This is a genomic window from Stappia sp. BW2, assembly GCF_008107695.1.
Lineage (GTDB): Bacteria > Pseudomonadota > Alphaproteobacteria > Rhizobiales > Stappiaceae > Roseibium.
Map to the genome: position 1 here is coordinate 541349 of NZ_VIRG01000070.1, position 17316 is coordinate 558664.

Sequence of the window (17316 nt, forward strand, 5' to 3'; positions counted from 1 at the left end):
GGCCTGCAGACAGCGACGCAGAGGCGTTTGTGGCTTGCGGACCGGCTTGCCGGGCAGCTTGGCTGCCGCCCGGCGGATATCTCTGGCGCTGAACGTCAAGGTTATGAGCCGAATGGCTGGCCTCAGATGAGGGCCAGCGACAGCAGCGGAACGGCGATCAGCAGCGCCAGGCGGAGGATATCGGCCAGCCAGAACGGCAGGATGCCGGCGAACATGGTTCTGAGCGGGACGTCTGTCAGCACCGAGCGCAGCACGAAGACGTTGAGGCCGATCGGGGGCGAGATCAGGCTGATCTCGGTGACCACCACCACGATGATGCCGAACCAGATCAGCACCATTTCCGGATCGGCCAGCAGACCGCCGCCAAAGTCGAGCGAGCTGACCAGTGGAAAGAAGACCGGTACCGTCAGCAGGATCATCGACAGGCTTTCCAGCACCGCCCCCAGCACCACGTAGATCAGCACCAGAACCAGGATGACCACATAGGCGTTGACGTCGAGCGACTGAACGAACGTCAGGAGCGCGTCCGGCACGCCGGCATAGCTGATGAAGTTGGAAAAGACCTCCGCGCCGATGATGATCGCGAAGATCATTGCGGTGGTGCGCGCGCAGTTGACGGCTGCGGTGTAAAGCCTCTCGAAGGTCAGACCGCCCGACACAAGCGCAATCATGAAGGAGGTCGCCGCGCCAATGCCTGCGGCTTCTGTCGGGGTGAAAAAGCCGCCGTAAATTCCGATCATGATGACGGCAAACAGGCCGACAACTGCCACAACGCCCCAGACGTCCCGTCTTTCGAGCTTCATCTCTTCGGATGCAGTAGGCGCCAGCTCGGGCTTCAGCCGAACGGTGATATAGATGGCAGCGAGGTAAAACAGGACGCCGAGCAGGCCCGGAATGATGCCGGCGATAAAGAGCTTGCCGATATCGGCCTCGGTCAGGAGACCGTAGATGATCAGGATAACGGACGGCGGGATCAGGATGCCGAGTGTGCCGCCGGCGGCAATGGATCCGGTCGCCAGGCTGTCGGCATAGCCGGCCTTGCGCATGGACGGCATGGCCACCTTCGACATGGTGGCAGCCGTTGCCAGTGACGAGCCACAGACGGCGGAAAAGCCACCACAGGCGACAATTGCCGCCATGGCAAGGCCGCCGCGCATGCGGTGAAGCATGTGGTGAGCGGTCGAGAACAGCGACTGACTGACGCCGGAGATGGTCAGGAGATTGCCCATCAGGATGAACAGCGGGATCACTGACAGGGTGAACGACAAGCCTGTGTCGAAAGCTGCATTGCCGAGCAGGTTGAGCGCGGCGTTCCAGTTGCGAAGGGCGGCGAACCCTGCCGTGCCGACGATGATCATGGCGATCGCAATGGGAACGCGCAGCAGCACAAGGGCAAACAGCGCAATGAAACCGATCAGAGCTTCAAGCATAATCAATACTCACTGGTTTCAGGCCTTTTCACGGAACCGTTTGACCGCGAAGAAGATGGCGGCAAGGGCAGATATCGCGAAGGAAGCAGCGCCCAGCCAGCCGATCAGCGAGAGCGGGATCTGCAGGGAATCCGTCACTTGTCCGCGGCGGTCCATCTTTTCGGCATGCTCGAACAGCTTGAATGCGATCAGTGCCAGAACGCCGACGGTACAAACGGCAGCAACCAGAGTGCCGAACCGCTTGAGAAAGGCACTCTTGAGCCCGTCCAGCAGTTCCACCTCGATGTGTTCGCCGGCGGCCGTGGTCAGCGGTAGCGCGAGGAAGATCAGAGTAGCCAGCAGCAGTTCTGTCAGTTCATAGGCGCCGTTGACGGGGCTGTTGAAGGCATAGCGTGCGACGACGTCGACGCAGGTGAGCCCGATCAGACCGACCAAAACGAGTAAACAGGCCAGGCCAAGCAGGAAGCCGGCACCTCGCCGGATCGTATCGATCCGGCGAGGTGCCCGGCCATTGGGTTCGGCAGACATGATTAGGGCTTGATGCCGGTTTTGTCGCGGAACTCAGCCAGCGCGGCGGTGCCGTCGAAGCCGGTTTCAGCAACGGCTGCAGCCCATGTGGCCTCGTGTTTGGCTGCAAGTTCCTTGACGGCGTCCAGAACCGGAGCGGGCGCGTCGTAAATCTCAATGTCCTTGTCGGCAATGAAGGCGGCTGCGCGGGCGTCCGAGCCATCCCAGACGATGCCCGCCTTTTCGGCAAGGGCTTCACCGGAAATCGTCTCGATGGCCGCCTGGTCTTCTTCCGACAGGCCGTCCCAGACGTCTTCATTCATGACCATGAACCAGGAGGTGTTGTAGAAACCACCCGGCAGGCGCATGGAGTATTTGATGTAGTCGGTCAGGTTGAACGCCTGCAGAGCTTCCATCGGAAAGGTGACACCGTCGATGACGCCGCGCGAGAGTTTTTCGTAAACCTCGCCGGGGCCCATGAACTGGGTGGTGATGTTGAGGTCCTGAGACAGGTCCGCGATGTAGCCGCCTGGTGTGCGGATCTTGAGGCCGGCGAAATCTTCTGGCGTCTCGATCTTGCGCTGGTTGTTGTGGAACATGCCCGGGCCATGCACCCATAGGCCAAGCAGCTTGGTGCCCTTGTGCTCGCTTTGTGCATCCAGGGTGCCACCGTAGACGTCCCAGTAGGCCCTGGAGCCTTCAACTGCAGTGTCGGCAATGAACGAGAACTGGCCAATGCGTGAGCGCAGGAAACGGTCGTCTCGGGTAAAGGAGTGCAGCCCGTAGGTGATGTCGACAATGCCTTCCGCGGCGAGGTCGAAATGCTCCGGCGGCGAACCGACCGGCTTTGGCAGAATGCGCACGGTCACACGGCCATCGGTAACCTTGGCGACTTCCTCTGCCCAAGGCTCCATCACCTCGGTGACAAGCGGGTGCTTCGGCGGCAACCAGGATGACATAACCAGCTCGTCTGCAGACGCACTGACGATGAAACCTGTCAATGCGGAGGCGGTGACGCCTGCCCATATGGAAAGACACTTAAACTGTTTCATGATTTTCTCCTCCCCTTCATTTCATGAAGGCCGTTCTTGCCGGTATGCTCTCGCACTTGAAACGCGACACCAAACATAGTTACATATGAAACAAAATAGTTGCATATGAAACCAAGTCAATCGCAAAATCGTTCTGACGACCTAACCGAGTGTGTTGAGTGCCGATGCCAAAGCTGACCGACCTGGATACCGATACCCAAGAAACCGTTGGAATTACGAGCGAAACGCCGGGCGCCTCCCTGCCGGACTTTGAGCTGGAAACATTCTTTCCCTACCTGGTACGCGTGTTCTATTCCGACGTGACGCGCGCGCTTTCAGCGGTTTACCAGCGGGACTACGGCATGATGCCGGCCGAATGGCGGACCATGGCGATCCTGGGTTCTGCCTCCGGCGGGCTGCAGGCGAGCGAAATCGTTGCCCGCTCCAGCATGGACAAGGTGGTGGTCAGCCGTGCGGTGAAACGTATGGAAGACCGTGGGTTTTTGACGCGCGAAAGCAACGAGGCCGACGGGCGCAGCTTCCTGTTGCAGCTTTCCGACGATGGCCGGGCCGCCTTCGAGGATCTGGCCCCCAAACTGAAAGCCGTCGAACAGAAAATGCTCAGCGGCCTCTCCGCCGAGGAAATCGAGGGGTTTCTCGCGATTACCCGGCGCATTCGGGAAAACCTGGCGGACGAGTTGCAAGGCGTGATCGATTGAGGGGACTGTCTGGTCTTGCACGATCATGCAGAACCGTGAGGGAACGCGCCTAGCGTATCGTGAGAACCCGGTGCCCACTCGTTTGCAGAGGGATCGGAAGAGACCTCAATAGTGGCTGATAGCGTTCAGCCAAATTGATGCCGAGAGGCAATCGGATGCGGGGAGGGCCATTGAAGAGTGCTGGTGAAATCCAGCCTTCCTGCGAGACAATAAAAAAGGCGGCGAGTGGCCGCCTTTTTCGTGTCTGCTTGTTTCCGGCGCTTAGTCGAGGCGGCCGCTGGCGTGGGCCAGCATGGTGTAGACCTTGCCGGTATCCGACGTCAGGTAGGTCTGGCCAAGCATGTTGTCGCGGTCGTTGCGCGACACCTGGGCCAGAAGCTGCTCGAAGTCGGCCACATACCGTTCAACGGCGGTGCGGAACTCGGGATCGCGCGAGTACTTCTGACGGATCTCGTCGAAGGTCTGCTGACCCTGCAGGGTGTAGAGACGGCGGGTGAACACGTGACGCTCGCCATCGCGGTAGCGGTTCCACAGATCGACAAAGGTTTCGTGATCGATGGCGCGGGCAATGTCGACCGACAGCGAGTTGAGGCTTTCAACCGTCTGCAGCGGGGTCCGGCTCATGTCCGTGTCTGCATTGGCGTCCTCATCACGCGAAGCGCGGCGCAACAGGTCGGCGACCCAGCCCTTGCCACCGGAACTGGTGGTTTCGGCCGGAGCAGGCTGCTGACGGCGCGTGTTGACCGGTGCCGGACGCGGTTCGCTTGCCGGGGCGCTCTGCTGACGTGCAGGTGCGGCCGGGGCAGGAGCATAATTCACCTGCGGTGCCGGCTGCTGCGGGGCAGGGGCCGGGGCAGGAGCAGCGCTTGCCGTTGCTGCCTGAGCTTGCGGCCGCGAGATGTCCAGAGCGTTGGACTGCTTGGCGACAATCTCGGAGAGTTCCGTCAGAGCGCGGATCTGCTCGTTGACCACCTTGCGCAGGGCTGCGGAAGATTCTTCTGCTTCTTCCGGCAGGTTCAGCACGCCCTGTTTCAGTTCGCCGCGGGTCGCTTCCAGTTCGCGGTGTACTTCGCGGGCAACATCACGCATCCGGGCGGCCGCATCGTTGAAGCGATCCGACGCTTCGGTGACGGTGCGGGTCATCTCGGTCATGATGTCGTCCTGTGCCGAGCGGATCGCATCGCGGGCCTTCTGGCCCTCCATACCGGCCGTGAGGCGCATGGATTCGAACTGCTCGGACACCTGCTTGGACGCAGCTTCTGCCGCCGCAGACAGCATGTTGGCTGCGTCGCGGGCCTTGTCGTCCGCCGTTTCCAGCGTCTCCGACAGGGTTTTGGTGAAGGAACGCATGAGCGTGTCGACGGCTTCGGTCTTGGCCAGAAGCGTGTCGGCGACTTCCTCGATCGCGGTCCGGCGCTCGGAGACACGGCTCTCGACGGAGCGGTTGGTGTCTTCCAGATGACGGGCAGCCTTGGTCAGTTCCTCGGACTGGTCGCCGAAGCGGCCGGTGAGGTTCTTGATGTCGACCAGGGTGGTATCCGTCACATCGCGCAGGTTCGCGACCTGCTCGGTGATGAGGGCCGTGGTGGAATTGGTTTCCGAAACCGCCCGGTCGACGGCGGAGCGGAACTCGCCGGCACGACGGGCCAGGTTGCCCTCCACCTCTGTGAGGTTGTCGCCTGCAGTCGCGACGATACCCTGGAGGTTGGAGTTGGACGTCTCGATCTTGTTGAGAATATCGGTAACGTCCTCTTCCAGGCGCCGCTTGGTATCGGTTAGCAGGGTCGTTGCCTGTTCGCTACGCTCGTTGATGCTGGCGACGATACGGTCGCCGGCTTCCACCAGCGAGCGGGTGGCGTCGAGGCCGGTGTGGGCAAATGTGTCGGTGACATCGCGGCCTTTGACCGTGATGGCATCCAGGATCGCCGCGTGAACCTCGGACAGGCGCCCGGTAAGGTCGTTGGCACGCAGTTCGATGGCGTTGATGAGTTCGTTGCCATCGGTGCCGACGATCTTGGCCAGTTCGCCGGAACGAGCACCAAAGGCCTCATTGAGGGCAGTTGCCTTGTCGAGCAGCTCGTTGGCGACCTCGTTGCCGCGGCCCACCAGAAGGTCGGCAGCCTCAGTCACGGCGCTGTTGACGCGGGCACGAACCATACCGGCTTCGCTGGACATCTGACCGCGGATTTCCTCCAGCGTTTTTGCCAGTGTCATACGGGCCTGCTCGCTTTCCGCGGACAGGTTGCCGGAGATCTCGGCAATCAGGCCGGACAGATCGTTGCGGACCTTTTCGCTCTCGCCGGTCAGCGAACCGGAGAATTCTGCCAGCGTGCCGGCATAGAGCGTCCGGGCCTTCTCGCTTTCAGCGGTCATGGCGCGGGCGGCATCGCCAACTGCGCTGAGCACCAGTTCGCGGATCTTGCCGCTCTCACCCGACATTGCGCCGGTGGCCTGGTTCATTGCAGAGGTGACGACGTCGGCTGCCTTCTGGCTTTCGCCAGCCAGAACGCCGCGGGCTTCGCCCACGGAGCCCAGAACGATCTGGCGCATACGGTCGCCTTCGCCAGAGAGTTTTTCCGTCGCCTGGCTGAGAGCGCTGTCGACGATCTCCACGGTGCGGTTGCGCTCGTCGGAGAGGGTCTGGACGGCGGCGGTGACCGCTTCCTGAACCACGTCGCGCAGGCGCGTGCTTTCGGTTGAGAGCGTTGCCCCGGCTTCGGAAATCACGGCCGTGAGAATGTCACGGGCGCGTTCGCTTTCGCCGGTGAGCGTGCCGGAAATGCTTTCCAGGCGCTCGTTGAGCACTGTTTCGAGCTGGCTGGCGCGGCTGTCGAGAGTTTCTGCGACCTCGAACACCTTGGCGCCCAGGGAAACATTGATCTCGGCGATGCGCTCGGACAGGGATTCCGTCAGTTGCTCGCTCTGCTTGCCCAGGACGCTTCCGGCTTCCGCCAGACGGTTGTCGAGGGCAGACGTCATTTCGTCCTGACCTTCGACAAAGGCCTTGGCGATTTCCTTGGTGCGGGAAATCAGGGTTTCAGAGATCTGGCGGGCACGGGCATCGAGCGTCTCGTCGATCCGCTCGGTGCCGCTGGTCATGGAGGCGGAGATCAGCTCGGCCTTGCCGGCCATGGCAGACGTCGCTGTATCGACGCGCTGCGACAGGGTCTCCCCGATTTCCTCTGCACGTTCGGCAAGGGTGTTGCCGGCCGCCTCGATACGCTGACCGAGCTGCAGCGTGATGGCGTCGGAACGGTCCGCAAGCACATCGGTGATGTTGCGGGTCTTTTCTTCCAGCGCATCACTGATGCCGGTGGTGCGGTTCTCGATGGCATCGGACAGGATCTGCGTACGCGTCTCAAGGGTGGCCTCGAAGGCCGCAGTGCGCTGATCGAGTGTCAGGTCCAGAGTGTTGATGTGGCTGCCGAGCGCGGAGTCCATCGTGGAGATACGCTCGCCGAGCGAAGTATCCATCGACGAGAGGCGATGCTCGAGCGAGTTGTCCAGCGTACTGATGCGGTCACTCAGCGTGGCGTCCATCATGGCGTAGCGCTGTTCCAGCGAGGTATCCATCGTGGAGATACGCTCACCAAGGCTTGCATCCATGGTGGTGAAACGATGCTCCAGAGAGCTGTCCATCGTGGCGATGCGATCGGTCAAGGTTGTATCGATGGAGGTGTAACGCTGCTCGAGCGTTGCATCCATGGCAGCGATACGCTCGCTCAGGGACGCGTCGATTGCCGTGTAACGCTGGTCAAGCGATGCGTCCATGGCGGCGATGCGGTCGCCCAGGGTCGTATCGATTGCCGTGTAACGCTGGTCGAGCGATGCATTTATGGATGCGATGCGGTCGCCCAGGGTCGTATCGATTGCCGTGTAGCGCTGGTCAAGCGATGCGTCCATGGCCGCGATGCGTTCACCCAGGGTCGTATCGATTGCGGTGTAACGCTGGTCGAGCGATGCGTTCATGGAGGCGATGCGATCGCCCATGGTCGTATCGATTGCGGTGTAACGCTGGTCAAGCGATTCATCCATGGCGGCGATGCGCTCGCTCAGGGTCGTATCGATTGCCGAGTAGCGCTGTTCGAGCGATGCATCCATGGCTTCGATGCGGTTGCCCAGGGAGGCGTCCATGGAGTCAATGCGGGTGGCGAAGGTCGTGTCCAGCGTGGACAGGCGTGAGTCCAGTGCTTCGGACAAGAGCAGTGTCTTGGTGTCGAAAGCGTCGATCAACTGGCCGCCACGGTCGGTGACGATGGTTTCCAGTTCGGAAAGACGACTGGACAGACCGTCCTGCAGCGCCTGGCCGCGGACTTCCAGGGTTTCGGTAATCTTGCCGCTGATCTGGTTGATGTCCCCGGCCACACGGTCGCCGCGGCTGCCGATGAGTTCGGCAAGCTGGGTTCCGGTTTCGGCCAGTTTCTGGGTAAGTGCACCGGTCTGGTCGCCAAGGCTGGCGGAAAACTCGCCAGAGACGCTTTCCAGGACTTCCCGGAAGCCGGTGGTCTGCTGTTCCAGGACGGACGCCATCTCGTCGCTGCGGGCAGCCAGACGTTTGTCCAGTTCGCTGCCGTTGATGGAGATGGCCGTGTAGATGCGCTCGGAGATACTGTCGAGTTTCTCGGCCAGCTCACCACCGCGTACGGAGATGGTCTGGGTGAGGGAGCCTGCGGTCTCGTCGAGCTTGGAGGCAATTTCACCACCGCGCAGAGATAGGTCGACCACAATGCTTTCGCCAGTGCCGCGCAGGATTTCCGCAACTTCCGTGGACCGGCTGGAGAGGGTGTCGACGATTTCCGCACCCCGAATGGAGATAGTGTCGCTGACCGCCTGGCCTTTTTCGGAAATGCTCTCGACAACGCGGTTGCCGGTTTCTGCAAGCGACTCGTCCAGCGTCGTGACGCGGTTGTCGACAGTGGACACCAGTTCCTCGGTGCGCGAGGTGATGGTGTCGATGAGACGGCCGGAGGTGAGCGACAGGTTGGCGTTGATCTCTTCGCCGCGCGCCGTGATGATCTCGCCGACATTGGTGCCGGTGGTTTCCAGGGTAACCCGGAACTCGTCGGCCTTTTCGCTCAAGGTGTTGATCACCGAGTTGCCGGACGATGCCAGGGTCTCGTTGATTGTCGCGCTGCGTTCGGAAAGGGTTTCCACGAAGGTGTTCGCCGTATTGGCAAAACGCTCGTTGACGTCGTTCCCACGGGCGGTGAGCGTTTCCCACATGGTGGCGCCGGTCTCTCCCAGGCTGTCGACCAGGTCGTTGCCGGTGGAGGAGAGGCGGGCAACGTAGTCTTCCGCGCGGACAGTCAGGCTGTCGACCAGTTCGTTGCCGGAAGCGTTCAGCGTTGCGCCAAGGGACTCGATGCGGCTGTCGACTGTGGTTGTCAGTTCCTCGACGCGGCTGTTGACCGCATCGATCATACGCTGGGTCGCGTGGTCCACGGTGCTGCCGAGTTCGCCGGACGTGTTGGAGAGCTGTGAGGCGAAGCTCTCGTGGGCACCGGCGATGGTCTCGCGCACGCGTTCGGCATTCATGACGATGGACTCGCGCTGGCTGATCAGTTCATCGATCAGCGCGCGGATCTTCAATTCGTTGTCGTTATAGGAGCGTTCCAGCGAGGACACTTCGTTATGGACGAGAACTTCCAGCTCGCTCGCGCGCGCAATCGCGCGTTCGATACCGTCTCCCATGGCGGAGACTTCGCGGCGGATGGCCTGGCCAACACTGAGGATGCTTTCCTTGGCCATGTCTTCCGGCTCGGCCAGACGCAGGGCGACTTCGGTCATGCCGCGGGCGACGATGCGCATTTCCTGCGCGCGCCAAATCATCATGGCCATGACGAAGAAGAAAATGATCGGAACGACGATGCCGACGACAGCCAGGATCATTTCCGGCGAGCCGATCAGGGTCTGGGGATCGGTCAGCGATCCGACCTTGTCGGAAAACGCGGTCATGAACAGGCTGCTGCCGAGCGCGGCCCAAAGGGCGCTGAGGGCGAGGGCCCCCCAGAACGGCGCGGACGACGGACGGCGCTGCAAGGAGTAGATCAGGTTGCCGATGTTCCGGCGGTCATCGTTGGCAGCGGGCGGGCGTCCGCCGCGGCCACGGCGCCTGGACTGGCGCTGTTCTTCGCGCTGGGACTGGCCGCGCGTTTCCCCCTTGGACCGGCGTGCCGGTTCCGCCTGGGCAGGGCTGGCCTCTGCCGCCGAGGTTGTTTCTGTGGTATCCGGGCCGCCGAAATCGAGTTTCAGGGCTTCTTCAACTGCTGAGAGAGCCGCTTCTGCCGGATCTTTCGCCTTTGTCGGATTTGCCATTTAGGGTCGCCTCACATCCGTACTCATTACACACCGGTAATCATGCAGAGCCACTGGCGCAGCTCTTTACAGCTATCTACCGGATGCGTCCTTGTTGCGGGCGCTGCCTACCTGTGGCACCACCGCAAAACCTGTTCGTGAGGGAGGGCCGCCGCTGACCGACCGTGAACTTTCCGTTCGACGGTACACTCCCCACCTTGCCGCATCAGTAACTGTAATGGCACAATCTCTCCTAACGAACAAGAAACGGCAATAGCGTGAGTCACTTAGGGGGCGGATTGAATGCCGGATTTAAAGCATGTTGACGTAACGGCGGGTGCGGAAAAAGGTACCCTGAAACCCACTCTCAAAGCGGGAAATTTGACGGCTGCGCAAAAGCGCTGGTTGCAGAAAGGGCTTGAGCAGGCCGGTGGCAAGCTGCCTCTGTTCGATGACAACGGCCGTGAAATTCCGGCGCGAACAATTCGCGCCTGCATCGATGCGGGATGGGCAGAGCCTTGGTTTTCCAACCCAATCAAGCCCGACTGGCTGGTCTGCAAGCTGACGCCCGCCGCTATCGAAGCGCTTACCGCAAGTCAAAAAGCCAAAGAACGTTAACGCCGAATCAGGTCATTAAAATTTTAGCGATTCAGGAAACCGGCGGAAACGCAAGGACTTTTTTAATCCTGTTTCGTAACCTGCGTTAAAACGCATTAACCATGAAATCAATTTTTTGGGGACATGGCCCGAAAGGGAGGGTTTGAACGACCGGTTTAACCGGGTGTTTGGGCTTCGGGTGCATTGTTTGGTCTCTACAGCTTGCGGCGGGGTGCCGTCAGGCAGGTACAGAGTAATGTGGAGCACCCTTATGGCCCCTTCTTCCATGGCCCGCGTCGCCGGACGCGCCGGTCCGGAAGCACCGATCGATCTGGTGCAACTGGCGACAAACACGCTCGGCAACAGGGATCTTGAAGTGCAGGTCCTGTATCTGTTCAAGTCCCAGTCCATCTCGACTCTTGAGCGGCTGAAACAGGAAACCGACAACGCCGTTCGTCTTGACCTGGTACATACGCTCAAAGGGTCTGCCCGTGCCATCGGTGCGGAACGGGTCGCGATTGTTTGCGAAAATCTGGAAGGCAAGATGCGGGCGAGCACGGATACGGCCACCGAAAACCTGATCGCGGCGGTGGATGAGGCAAACCGTTATATCCGGGACCTTCTGGAAGGCTGAAGGCCAACTTACCTCTGATGGCGGGGCAGGGCAGATTGCCGCGTGGAAACGGCACGGTCCTTGACCTTTCGCCGTAATTCTTTATGTCGTGGATCGAAAACCCGCAATTCAGGCTTGGACGCGACATATGCCGAAAATCACATTTGTAACCGCCGATGGAAACCGGACCGACGTTGATGCTGCTGAAGGCTCGACCGTGATGGAGAATGCCATCAAGAACATGGTTCAGGGCATCGAAGCGGAGTGCGGCGGCGCCTGCGCCTGCGCAACCTGCCACGTTTATGTCGATGAAGCCTGGAGCGGCAAGACCGGCTCTCCGGAGCCGATGGAAGAGGACATGCTCGACTTTGCCTATGACGTGAAGCCGACCTCGCGCCTGTCCTGCCAGATCAAGGTGACTTCCGATCTCGACGGCCTCGTGGTTCACGTGCCGGAACGCCAGGCCTGATCAGCTCACTGCAGACAGGATTTCAAACAAAAGGCCCGCCGGCGTGAACCGGCGGGCCTTTTGTTTTGGTTGAGGGGCTGACGATTATTCTGCCGGCTGGGCAGACGGCTTGCGGTACCAGAAGTCGACTTCGCGGCCTTCTTCCGGATTGCTCGGGATCAGGGTTGCCAGCAAAAGGCTGACCACCGCCATGGCGGCTCCGGCGAGGAACACCGCGGACGGAGAAACCAGCCATATGAGCCCGAACGCCACGGGAATGAACACTGCGGCGATGTGGTTGATCGTGAAGGCAACACCGGCGGTTGGCGCGATATCGGCCGGATCGGCGATCTTCTGGAAGTAGGTCTTGATGGCGATGGCGATGGCGAAGAAGGCATGGTCGACCACATACAGGCTGGCCGCCAGCGTTGCATTGGTGACAAAGGCGTAGCTGAGGAACACCAGAATCAGCCCGATATATTCCAGAACCAGCGCCTTGCGCTCGCCAAAACGGACGATCAGCCGTCCGATCTTGGGTGCCAGTACCATGTTGAAAGCGCCGTTCAGCAGGAACAGTCCCGCGACTTCGTGAACGTCGTAGCCGAACCGCTCCACCATCAGGAACCCGGCGAAAACCGTGAAGATCTGCCGGCGGGCACCGGCCATGAAGGTGAGGGCATAATACAGCCAGTAACGGCGTCTCAGGATCAGCTTCTTGTGCTGCGGCACGCCTTCGCGGAAATGCGGATAGGCGATAACGAGGAAGACGAGGACGAGCAGCGTCAGGCCGCCAGCAATGGCGAAGACCACCGTGAAGGACAGTTCGAACATCTTCCAGGCCACGAAGATGACGCCATAGGCAATCAGCTGGGCGAAGGCGCCGACAGACAGGATCTTGCCCATGCTGGCAGCGGCTGTCGCCTTGGGCAGCCATTGCAGCGACAGCGACTGCGCCATGGTCTCGTAGTAATGGAAGCCGATCGACATGATCAGCGTCGTTACATAAAAGCCGAGGGCGGTCGGGAAATACCCCGTGACAGCCACACCGACGCCCAGCAGCAGCAGCGAGACATAGGCCAGCGTCTGCTCGCGCATCATCAACAGAAGATAGACCGCGAGGAAGCTCAGGAAGCCTGGAATTTCGCGGATCGATTGCTGGATGCCGATCTCCCGGCCGGTGAAGTCCAGCTCCTGAACGGCGAAGTTGTTCATCAGGTTCCACCACGCAGCAAAGGAGAGCTGCATGGCGCCTGCCATGATCATCAGGAGAACCACTGGCGACCGCCAGCCGGTTGCCTCGTTCGGGTGGGCATTCTGAGTGAAATAGGACATTCTGTAGCCGTGGGAAATTGGGAACGTTTGCCGGTGTTATAAGCCGTTTCTAAACTCAATTACATCTTGCGTGTTAGCGCTGTTTTGTCATCAGATGTTTCCGAAGCGCCAAAATTCGGATGTGAAGACGACCGCAGTCCGGCGGGGCATGGCGCAAAAATCGTCTTTATGGTTCCAGGGGTCTTGTGGGGGGAGGCATCAGATGATGCTGAAGGTGACGAACCGGAGAGGCCTGACTGTGAAATTTCGGGGTGAAGGTATACGATCCGGCGCATGAGCATTCATCCTGAACTTGCCGAGTTTCCGAAAGAGATGGTGGCCGCGCCGATCATCGGGTATGCGCGGTCCCAGCTTCAGGGCCGGAACAACGGCTGGCATTCGCATGATGCTGCACAGCTGTTTCATGTGATCCGCGGATCGATTGCCATCGACACGGAAATGGGCACCTATTTCGTGCCACCCGAGCGGGCCGTGTGGCTGCCACCCAGGGTCAGCCACCAGACCCGGTATCTGACCGACACCGAGCTGCGCTACATCTACGTCCAATATGATTACACGCGGGATCTGCCGCAAACACCGCAGGTGATGCAGGTGACGACCCTGCTGAGAGCGCTTATCCTGGAGTTCATGTCCTATCCACGTTCGGAAACGGACAAGGGGCCGGCGGCACGGATCGCCGCGGTTATCCTGGATCAGCTGAAAATGCTGCCGGTCGCTCCACTCCAACTGCCAATGCCGCAGGATGCCAGGCTTCGCGAACTGTGCGAAGGCGTGGTGCGATGCCCGGCGCATATTCCCTCGCTGAGCGAGGCTGCGGACCGCTGTGCGACGTCCGTTCGCTCGTTCGAGCGGCGGATCAAGGCGGAGACCGGCCTCAGCTACCGGACCTGGTGCCGGCAGGTGAAGCTGTTCCGGGCGCTTGAGTTGCTTGCCTCCGGGCGCAGCGTTTCCGACGTCTCTCACAAACTCGGCTACGAGGGGCCGAGCGCATTTGTGTCGACCTTCAAAAAGGCCTTCGGGGTCACCCCCGGCCGTTACTTCGACGGTGTTGACGCGGATTGATCCTTGTCATGGCGACCCAACTCTCCCGGGCGCAAAAAAGGTTCACCTGCTTTTTGGGGAGACAAAAGATGTTCAAGAAAATCCTCGTACCCGTTGATCCCGCTGAAACCGGCTTTGCCGCGGAAGCCCTTGCGAAAGCCTCGCAATTTGCCCGCGACTACGGCTCCAAGATCCACCTGATGGCGGTGTGTCCGGAGGTTCAGAGCTTTGTGGCAAGCCAGCTTCCGGATGGCTGGCAGAAGCGTGAATTCGAGGAAACCTCGAAAATCCTCGACAAGATCGCCGAAGATCTGGACGTTCCCGAAGGCGCCATTGATCTGACCGTGCGCATGGGGTCGGTGTACCATGAAGTCATCGAGGAAGCGGAACGTGCAAGCTGCGATCTGGTGCTGATGACATCTCACAAGCCGGGCCTGTCGACCTATTTCGTCGGCTCGAACGCTGCGCATATCGTGCGGCACGCACCGTGCTCGGTCATGGTGCTGCGCAGCTAGGGTGTGGACCCAAAACCGAAGACGAAATGGCATGAGACATGGCAAAACCGCGTCAGGAAGGATGCACTGAGCGGGCTTTATGCCCGGTAAAGCATGGTGACGACACGCGGTGAAGCCATTTCATCTTCATTTATGAGGCGACACCCTGGAGCGTCATGCATCACGTCGGCCGCTCGATGCCTGGTCTATCAAAGTCGACCGGCTGGTCATTTCCAGTCGTCAGCCATTGCGCGTCAGCAGAATGGCGACGGCTGCGTACCGGAAGGGGTAGAGGCTGGGGTCGGCCTTCAGGCGGTCTTCAGCTCTTGCAAAGATCCGATTGATCAGGTCCTCTCGCGATGGGCTTTCGGGCAGTGCCGCGCGCAGCACCGCTTCGGTGAAGGCGCGAAAGAAATTGACATAATCGCTGGTATAGCGGTCGAGGTCGCCGTCTTTCTTGAAGCGGTCGACGAAGGGGACCGCAATTTCATACTCCATCGCCCGATCGAGCGAAAAAAGCCCGGCGGCACCATAGGTTTCATCGGTGACCGGGTCGGTAAGTTCCTTCAGCTCACGCATATAGACCGGCTGGTAATAGCAGTCGTAGGCGTCCCTGCTGATGTCTCCGGTTTCGACGAAGTCCAGAACCGCATCGTTCAGAAGGTCGTATAGTCCGTCACAGGTTCGAGCCGGTCCCTTGGAGCCAAACACTTCGACCAGCAGCTTCCCCCCTGGAACCAGCTCCTTTGCGCGGACGGCAAGGTAACGGGCAATGTCCTGTTTCGCCTGTTCAGCGAAGGCGCGCCGGTTTTCTTCTGAGACATAACCGTTTGCCCGCGCCACACTTGGCCCATTAGGCAAAATGTAACCTGGCAACTTGTCGACCGGACGGCGGGAGAGAAAGCCAATGGCGTTGAAGGTGGTGGCAAGGTGCAGGGTTTGCGGCGGGCAGAGCTGATCGTACATCGAGCCACCGATAGCGGCAGAGTAGATCCTGTCAGAACCGAATACCGAACCGCCATCCTGTCTGAGACTGCGAAAAAGTTCAGAAAAGTCGTTTGTGGGCAGGTCTGAATGGAAGGTCTGGATCGGCCGTTCCGTGCGAGCAAGCAACGCCGGGAGGGCGTGTTTCATGACCGCAATGGAATTGCGGCCCTCCGAACAACCATAGTCGGCGACGCCGATGGGACCGGTGCCATCAACGGGCAAGGTCGCAATCGCCTCTTCTATCAGTGGCAGTATCGTTTCAATGGCAGTCCATTGGGCGGCCGAGTTGGCGTTGTAGAACCCTCCGCCCGACATGCCGGTTGTGGTTGCATGGGCAACAGGTTGCGAGAAAGGGTGATCGGGTGTTGTGGTCCGTGCCATGTATTCCCTTTCTGCGCCTTATGAATGGAAAACCTACTTGGCCAGTTCCTTCATGGATTCCGTCAGGCCTTCGACGGTCATGGGAAACATGCGGCCTTCCATCAATTCGTTCAGCATCTGGATGGAATGGGTGTAGTGCCAGTGTTCCTGCCGGACCGGGTTCAGCCAGACCGCGCTTTTGTAAAGCCCGGTGACCCGCTGCATCCAGTCGGCGCCGGCTTCCTCGTTCCAATGCTCCACCGAGCCTCCGGGGTAGGCAATCTCGTAGGGGCTCATCGAGGCGTCGCCGACAAAGATGATCTTGTAGTCGGAGGGATACTTGTGCAGCACGTCCATGGTTGGGATGCGCTCCGTGTGTCGGCGGCGGTTTTCCTTCCAGACATATTCATAAAGGCAGTTGTGGAAGTAGAAATGCTCCATCACCTTGAATTCGGAACGCGCGGCTGAAAACAGTTCCTCGCAGACCCGGATGTGGTCGTCCATCGACCCGCCGATGTCGAAGAACAGCAGTACCTTGACCGCGTTGTGCCGCTCCGGGCGCATCTTGATATCCAGAAGGCCCTTGTGGGCGGTGGCCCGGATCGTGTCGTCGAGATCCAGTTCCTCCGCGGCGCCCGTGCGTGCGAAATTGCGCAGCCGTTTCAGGGCCACCTGGATGTTGCGCGTGCCCAGCAGCTGGGTGTCGTCCAGATCCTTGAACTCGCGCTTGTCCCACACCTTGACCGCGCGCCGGTGCCGGCTTTCGTGCTGACCGATGCGTACGCCTTCCGGATTGTAACCGTAGGCACCGAACGGCGACGTGCCGGCTGTGCCGATCCACTTGTTGCCGCCCTGGTGCCGTTTCTGCTGTTCCTTCAAGCGTTCCCGCAAGGTCTCCATCAGCTTTTCAAAGCCGCCGAGCGCCTCGATCTGCGCCTTTTCCTCTTCGCTCAGGTGTTTTTCGGCCAGGCGGCGCAGCCATTCTTCCGGTATTTCGGTGGCCGGTACGTCGCTCATGAGGTCGAGCCCCTTGAAGACATGGCCGAAGACCCGGTCGAACTTGTCCAGATTGCTCTCGTCCTTCACCAGGGTGAGACGGGCAAGGAAATAGAAATCCTCGACGCTCTTTTCTGCCAGATCCTTGTCCAGCGCTTCCATAAGCGTCAGATATTCGCGGAGCGAGACCGGAATGCCGGCCGATTTCAGTTCGGTGAAGAAGGTAATGAACATGCTGTGAAAGGTAAGTTCCCGGCAGGAGCCTGTCGAGGGGCAAAACGGACGCTTTGACACGAGGCTTCGAAGCCTCTTGCGACTGGAGCGTAACGGGTCGGTTATCTTCCAGGACGTCGAAGCGAGGATGGTGTCGTGGCGGTGCTTCAGTTGGTTAGTTCAGCCTGTAAATGGGCTCGTTTGATGCATTGAACCGTAGGCCTTTTGCGAAGATGAGGTCATGCACAGAAACT

General features: G+C 60.1%; 13 protein-coding genes. 6 read left to right on the forward strand and 7 right to left on the reverse strand.

Translation table 11 applies throughout. The features are described from left to right. Window positions 1–122: 122 nt before the first annotated feature. The 3 genes from FMN63_RS21435 to FMN63_RS21445 are packed head-to-tail and all read right to left on the reverse strand — an operon-like array spanning window position 123 to window position 2989. A complete protein-coding gene (locus tag FMN63_RS21435; RefSeq protein WP_148586183.1) occupies window positions 123–1430 on the reverse strand; it encodes a TRAP transporter large permease in 1308 nt (435 codons plus the stop codon). Window positions 1431–1448: 18 nt separating this feature from the next. Beyond that, a complete protein-coding gene (locus FMN63_RS21440) occupies window positions 1449–1958 on the reverse strand; it encodes a TRAP transporter small permease (protein ID WP_148586184.1) in 510 nt (169 codons plus the stop codon). A gap of 2 nt (window positions 1959–1960) precedes the next feature. Further along, on the reverse strand, window positions 1961–2989 hold the full coding sequence (locus FMN63_RS21445; protein ID WP_148586185.1) for a TRAP transporter substrate-binding protein: 1029 nt from the start codon (window positions 2987–2989) through the stop codon (window positions 1961–1963). A 164-nt stretch (window positions 2990–3153) separates the two neighbouring features. Between FMN63_RS21445 and FMN63_RS21450 the strand changes: the two genes are divergently transcribed. Beyond that, a complete protein-coding gene (locus FMN63_RS21450; protein ID WP_148586186.1) occupies window positions 3154–3687 on the forward strand; it encodes a MarR family winged helix-turn-helix transcriptional regulator in 534 nt (177 codons plus the stop codon). Window positions 3688–3948: 261 nt separating this feature from the next. On the opposite strand, the gene FMN63_RS21455 is transcribed toward FMN63_RS21450, so the two are convergent. Beyond that, a complete protein-coding gene (locus tag FMN63_RS21455) occupies window positions 3949–10002 on the reverse strand; it encodes an apolipoprotein A-IV repeat region-like domain-containing protein (RefSeq protein ID WP_148586187.1) in 6054 nt (2017 codons plus the stop codon). A 282-nt stretch (window positions 10003–10284) separates the two neighbouring features. On the opposite strand from FMN63_RS21455, the gene FMN63_RS21460 reads away from it, so the two are divergent. The 3 genes from FMN63_RS21460 (at window position 10285) to FMN63_RS21470 (ending at window position 11660) form a co-directional block, all read left to right on the forward strand. After that, a complete protein-coding gene (locus FMN63_RS21460; protein ID WP_148586188.1) occupies window positions 10285–10599 on the forward strand; it encodes a hypothetical protein in 315 nt (104 codons plus the stop codon). Between the two features lie 250 nt (window positions 10600–10849). Continuing rightward, complete coding sequence (locus tag FMN63_RS21465; RefSeq protein ID WP_209001264.1) at window positions 10850–11212, forward strand: Hpt domain-containing protein; 363 nt, start codon at window positions 10850–10852, stop codon at window positions 11210–11212. Between the two features lie 127 nt (window positions 11213–11339). After that, on the forward strand, window positions 11340–11660 hold the full coding sequence (locus FMN63_RS21470) for a 2Fe-2S iron-sulfur cluster-binding protein (RefSeq protein WP_148586189.1): 321 nt from the start codon (window positions 11340–11342) through the stop codon (window positions 11658–11660). 84 nt (window positions 11661–11744) lie between these two features. On the opposite strand, the gene FMN63_RS21475 is transcribed toward FMN63_RS21470, so the two are convergent. Next, window positions 11745–12971: an MFS transporter gene (locus FMN63_RS21475; RefSeq protein ID WP_148586190.1), complete on the reverse strand. Its 1227-nt coding sequence runs from the start codon at window positions 12969–12971 to the stop codon at window positions 11745–11747. A gap of 273 nt (window positions 12972–13244) precedes the next feature. On the opposite strand from FMN63_RS21475, the gene FMN63_RS21480 reads away from it, so the two are divergent. Together FMN63_RS21480 and FMN63_RS21485 are read left to right on the forward strand one after the other, a co-directional pair. Then, on the forward strand, window positions 13245–14033 hold the full coding sequence (locus FMN63_RS21480) for an AraC family transcriptional regulator (protein WP_148586191.1): 789 nt from the start codon (window positions 13245–13247) through the stop codon (window positions 14031–14033). Between the two features lie 68 nt (window positions 14034–14101). After that, a complete protein-coding gene (locus FMN63_RS21485) occupies window positions 14102–14527 on the forward strand; it encodes a universal stress protein (RefSeq protein WP_162855080.1) in 426 nt (141 codons plus the stop codon). Window positions 14528–14746: 219 nt separating this feature from the next. On the opposite strand, the gene FMN63_RS21490 is transcribed toward FMN63_RS21485, so the two are convergent. Next, complete coding sequence (locus tag FMN63_RS21490; RefSeq protein ID WP_148586193.1) at window positions 14747–15874, reverse strand: class I SAM-dependent methyltransferase; 1128 nt, start codon at window positions 15872–15874, stop codon at window positions 14747–14749. A 33-nt stretch (window positions 15875–15907) separates the two neighbouring features. Then, window positions 15908–17083, reverse strand: coding sequence for a vWA domain-containing protein (locus FMN63_RS21495; RefSeq protein WP_148586194.1), 1176 nt, complete (start codon window positions 17081–17083; stop codon window positions 15908–15910). Window positions 17084–17316: the final 233 nt, after the last annotated feature.

Excerpts from the sequence above, each read along its gene's own strand:
- FMN63_RS21475 (WP_148586190.1), bottom strand. The coding sequence starts at position 12,971 with ATGTCCTATTTCACTCAGAATGCCCACCCGAACGAGGCAACCGGCTGG.
- FMN63_RS21435 (WP_148586183.1), bottom strand. The coding sequence starts at position 1,430 with ATGCTTGAAGCTCTGATCGGTTTCATTGCGCTGTTTGCCCTTGTGCTG.
- FMN63_RS21440 (WP_148586184.1), bottom strand. The coding sequence starts at position 1,958 with ATGTCTGCCGAACCCAATGGCCGGGCACCTCGCCGGATCGATACGATC.
- FMN63_RS21480 (WP_148586191.1), top strand. The coding sequence starts at position 13,245 with ATGAGCATTCATCCTGAACTTGCCGAGTTTCCGAAAGAGATGGTGGCC.
- FMN63_RS21485 (WP_162855080.1), top strand. The coding sequence starts at position 14,102 with ATGTTCAAGAAAATCCTCGTACCCGTTGATCCCGCTGAAACCGGCTTT.
- FMN63_RS21490 (WP_148586193.1), bottom strand. The coding sequence starts at position 15,874 with ATGGCACGGACCACAACACCCGATCACCCTTTCTCGCAACCTGTTGCC.
- FMN63_RS21470 (WP_148586189.1), top strand. The coding sequence starts at position 11,340 with ATGCCGAAAATCACATTTGTAACCGCCGATGGAAACCGGACCGACGTT.
- FMN63_RS21495 (WP_148586194.1), bottom strand. The coding sequence starts at position 17,083 with ATGTTCATTACCTTCTTCACCGAACTGAAATCGGCCGGCATTCCGGTC.
- FMN63_RS21455 (WP_148586187.1), bottom strand. The coding sequence starts at position 10,002 with ATGGCAAATCCGACAAAGGCGAAAGATCCGGCAGAAGCGGCTCTCTCA.
- FMN63_RS21445 (WP_148586185.1), bottom strand. The coding sequence starts at position 2,989 with ATGAAACAGTTTAAGTGTCTTTCCATATGGGCAGGCGTCACCGCCTCC.
- FMN63_RS21450 (WP_148586186.1), top strand. The coding sequence starts at position 3,154 with ATGCCAAAGCTGACCGACCTGGATACCGATACCCAAGAAACCGTTGGA.
- FMN63_RS21460 (WP_148586188.1), top strand. The coding sequence starts at position 10,285 with ATGCCGGATTTAAAGCATGTTGACGTAACGGCGGGTGCGGAAAAAGGT.
- FMN63_RS21465 (WP_209001264.1), top strand. The coding sequence starts at position 10,850 with ATGGCCCCTTCTTCCATGGCCCGCGTCGCCGGACGCGCCGGTCCGGAA.